At 72.2% G+C, this 3,700-nt stretch carries 4 protein-coding genes; all 4 read left to right on the top strand.

What is annotated here, in order from left to right; all coding sequences use genetic code 11:
* Positions 1–212 precede the first annotated feature (212 nt).
* The 4 genes from proC to ND748_RS27810 all read left to right on the top strand — a co-directional run bounded on the left by proC (position 213) and on the right by ND748_RS27810 (position 3,541).
* Positions 213–1,010, top strand: a complete 798-nt coding sequence (gene proC, locus ND748_RS27795) for a pyrroline-5-carboxylate reductase (RefSeq protein WP_251749161.1) — start codon at positions 213–215, stop codon at positions 1,008–1,010.
* 83 nt (positions 1,011–1,093) lie between these two features.
* Positions 1,094–1,192 carry a 30S ribosomal protein bS22 gene (locus tag ND748_RS27800; protein ID WP_003948845.1) on the top strand — a complete coding sequence of 33 codons (99 nt, stop codon included), beginning with the start codon at positions 1,094–1,096 and terminating at the stop codon, positions 1,190–1,192.
* Positions 1,193–1,420: 228 nt separating this feature from the next.
* Positions 1,421–2,284, top strand: a complete 864-nt coding sequence (locus ND748_RS27805; RefSeq protein WP_251749162.1) for an S-adenosyl-l-methionine hydroxide adenosyltransferase family protein — start codon at positions 1,421–1,423, stop codon at positions 2,282–2,284.
* A 216-nt stretch (positions 2,285–2,500) separates the two neighbouring features.
* Positions 2,501–3,541 (top strand): NAD-dependent epimerase/dehydratase family protein, encoded by a 1,041-nt coding sequence (locus ND748_RS27810; RefSeq protein ID WP_251749163.1) that lies wholly within the window; start codon positions 2,501–2,503, stop codon positions 3,539–3,541.
* The last annotated feature ends 159 nt before the right edge of the window (positions 3,542–3,700 follow it).

Below are 3,700 nucleotides of genomic sequence, written 5' to 3' on the forward strand. Positions count from 1 at the left end.
GCCGCGGGCCGCGATCCCGGCCGCGGTACGACCGATGGTCGTCACCGGGGCGACGGCGGGCACCACGGCGGGGACCGGTGGTCCGGCCACGGCGGTGCGCCCGGCGGGGGCCGCTGAAGCGGGCAGTCCAGCATCCGGGAGACCCGCGTTCCCCGGATCGCCCGATCGGGCCGTACCCTCCAGGTCGAAGCGGACGGAAGGGAAGGACGGTCATGATCGTTGCGGTCATGGGGGCGGGACGGCTGGGCGGGGCGGTGCTGACCGGCCTGTTGGGCTCCGGGCATGCGGCCGGGGACGTCGTCGTGGCCGAGCGGGACGCGGGCCGGGCCGCCGAGATCGCGGCCCGCCACGGCGTCGAGGTGCACCCACCGACGGTCGCCGCGGCCAAGGCGGACGTGCTGCTCATCGTGGTCAAGCCGCAGGACGTCGCCGCGTTGTTGACCGAGATCGCCCCGGAGGTCTCGGCCGACACGCTGGTCGTGTCGCTCGCGGCCGGGGTCACCACGGCGGCGATCGAGCAGCGGCTGCCGTCGTCGCCGCCGGTGATCCGGGTGATGACGAACACCCCGCTGCTCGTCGGGGAGGCGATGTCGGCGATCTGCGGCGGCCGCAATGCCGCACCGGAGCATCTCGCTGCTGCGCAGGCGCTGCTCGAGCCGGTCGGACGGGTCGCCCAGGTCGCGGAGTCGCAGCTCGACGCGGTCACGGCGCTGTCCGGCAGCGGGCCGGCGTACTTCTTCTATCTGGTCGACGCGATGGTCGAGGCGGGCGTGCTGCTCGGCCTGCCGCGCCCGCTGGCCACGGAACTCGTCACCCAGACCGCGCTCGGCTCGGCCCGGATGCTGCGCGAGAGCGGCGAGCATCCCGCGCTGCTGCGGGAGGCGGTCACCTCGCCCGCGGGAACGACCGTAGCGGCGTTGCGGGAGATGGACCGGCGGGGGGTGCGTGCGGCGCTGATGGACGCGTTGGAGGCCGCTGGTGACCGCTCCCGGGAACTGGGCCGTTCGTAGTCGGGACACCGGGCGCGACGTGGTTGGTCTCCGCGGCGGGTAGGCTCGCCCGGTAACTTCCTCAACATAGATCGGTCGGGTACGTGGGCTCAGTCATCAAGAAGCGTCGCAAGCGGATGGCCAAGAAGAAGCACCGCAAACTGCTGAAGCGCACTCGCGTTCAGCGTCGTAACAAGAAGTAGGTTCCCGGCCCAAGGCCGGCGGGGGGGACAAGCCGGCGGCCGGTGGACGGTCGGCTGGGCCCACGTTCCCGCCGTCGGCGTCGTTTTGACGTTCCATCCCGTGTGTGGCGTACGGCTCCGATGCCTATGGGGCCTCGTCGTGTCGCTCTGCGTGCTTAAGCCATGACTCTGTGGCAGGCTTGCTCCGCTGGGGCGGCAGTGCGGCCGGCCCGCAGGCAGGGGGCCGGCATGACGGGATCGTGGATCAACTTTCTGTCCGACTACGGCGTCGACGACGCCTGCGTCGGGGTGTGCCACGGCGTGATCGCGCGGCACGCCCCGTCCGCGCGCGTTCTCGACGTTTGTCATTCGATCGCGCCCCAGGACGTGGGGCACGCGGCGATCACGCTCGCCGGGGCGGTCGGCTACCTGCCAGCCGGGATCCAGCTCGTCGTCGTCGAACGCCTCGACGCCGACGGTTACACCCGTGGAGTCGCGGTCCGCACCGCCGACGGCTCCGTGTTCGTGTGCCCGGACAACGGAGTGGCGTCCCTGGCCTGGGAAGCCCTGGGCGGGATCACGGACGTCCACGAGATCGCCAATCGGGAGCTGTGGCTGCCGGTGCCCACCGCAGTGTTCCGCGGCCGGGACGTCTATGCGCCGGTTGCGGCGCGGCTCGCGGCGGGCCTGGACCTGACGGACGTCGGTCCGCGGCTCGACGCGGCCTCGCTCACCCGGTTTCGGCCGCGGGCGTGCAGCGTCGACGACGATCACGTCCACGGCGAGGTCGTGTCCATCGACCATTTCGGCAATCTCTCGCTCAACGTGACCCGCATCGACCTGGAAGCGGCCGGCATTCTGCTCGGCGATCCGGTCGAGGTGCGGGCCGGCAACCGGCTCATGCGGCTGACCTTCACGCAGACCTACGGCGAGGTGCCGCGGGGCGGGGTCACCGTGTGCGAGGACGCCCTGCGCCGCGTGATGATCGCGGTGAACTGCGGCCGGGCCTCGGACGCGCTGCGGTTGCGTCGCCAGGACGCCGTCGTGATCGCACAGCTTCCCCGAGACCCCTCCGCCTTCCGCATCGTCCAGGATCTGCCGCTCCCCGCCTGACGATGTTCACCTGCTGTAGTCGACACGCCGGATAATCTCACGCTGCGCAGTGGACGGCGGAAGTGTGGGCGTACGATGACCGCGGCGGGGTCGCGTGCATCGTCCCCGACCGGGTACGGCCACCGGCGATCGGCGGTGGCCGACGGGTCAAATCCGGCCGGCCCGTGCGGCCCCGGCGCCGGAGGGGACGCCTGCGGGCGTTGCGGGGAGACTGCCATGAGACCACGCCGAGTGCTGGTTACCGGTGTCGCGCGGCCGCTGGGCGCCCAGGTGGCGACCGCCCTCGCCGCGGATCCCGCCATCGAGGCCGTGGTCGGGGTCGACACGGCGGCGCCCGACGCGGATCTCGGCCGCACCCGGTTCGTCCGAGCCGACATCCGGCACCCGTTGATCGCCAAGGTCATCTCCACCACCGAGGTTGACACGGTGCTGCATCTCAACGTCATCGCGACCCCGTTGGGGGCGGGTGGCCGGGCCGCGATGAAAGAGATCAACGTGATCGGCACGATGCAGCTCCTCGCCGCCTGCCAGAAGGCGAGGAGCGTCAGCCGGCTGGTCGTGAAGTCGACGACGTCGATCTACGGGTCCTCTCCGCGTGACCCGGCGCTGTTCACCGAGGACGCCGAGCCGCGATCCCTGCCCACCGGCGGCTACGCGAAGGACGCCGTCGAGGTCGAGGGCTACGTCCGCGGGTTCAGCCGGCGCCGTCCCGACATCGCGGTCACCGTGCTGCGCTTCACCAACATCCTCGGCCCGCAGGTGGACAGCCCGCTTGCCCGATATCTGGACCTGCCCGTGGTGCCGACGGTGCTCGGCTTCGACCCCCGCATCCAGCTACTGCACTCCGACGACGCCCTCGCCGTCCTCCTACGCGCGACCCGCGGCGACCACGCGGGCACGTTCAACGTCGCCGGAGACGGGGTGCTGCTGCTCTCCCAGGCGATCCGCCGGGCGGGCCGCCCCTTCCTGCCGGTGCCCTTCCCGGCGATCGGCGCTCTCGGCGGCGTGGCCCGCCGGCTGCGACTCGTCGACTTCTCCGCCGAGCAGCTCGACCTGCTCGCCCACGGGCGCGCGGTCGACACGGCCCGGCTGAAGACGGTCTTCGGCTACCGGCCCCGATACTCGACCGTGGAGACTTTCGACAACTTCGTCCGGTATCGCGACCTGCGGTTCACCATCGACCACGAGCTGGTGTCCCGCCTCGAGCACGGCCTGCTCGGCTCGCTGGGCCGGCGCCGGCTGGTGGGTTCGTCGTGACGCGTCCGACGGACGGGAGCGGCCAGTCACGGCGGCGGACGGGGGAAGGCGGAGCGCATGGCGGACCGTGACGAAGCCCGGGGGGACGCGCAGATCATCCCGCTGAACAGCGAGGACCGGGGGGGCACGGCGGACGGCGTTCGGCCGGCCCGCCGCGCC

Origin of the sequence: Frankia sp. AiPs1 (assembly GCF_023716945.1) — a bacterium.
In the GTDB taxonomy this organism is placed as follows: Bacteria; Actinomycetota; Actinomycetes; order Frankiales; family Frankiaceae; genus Frankia.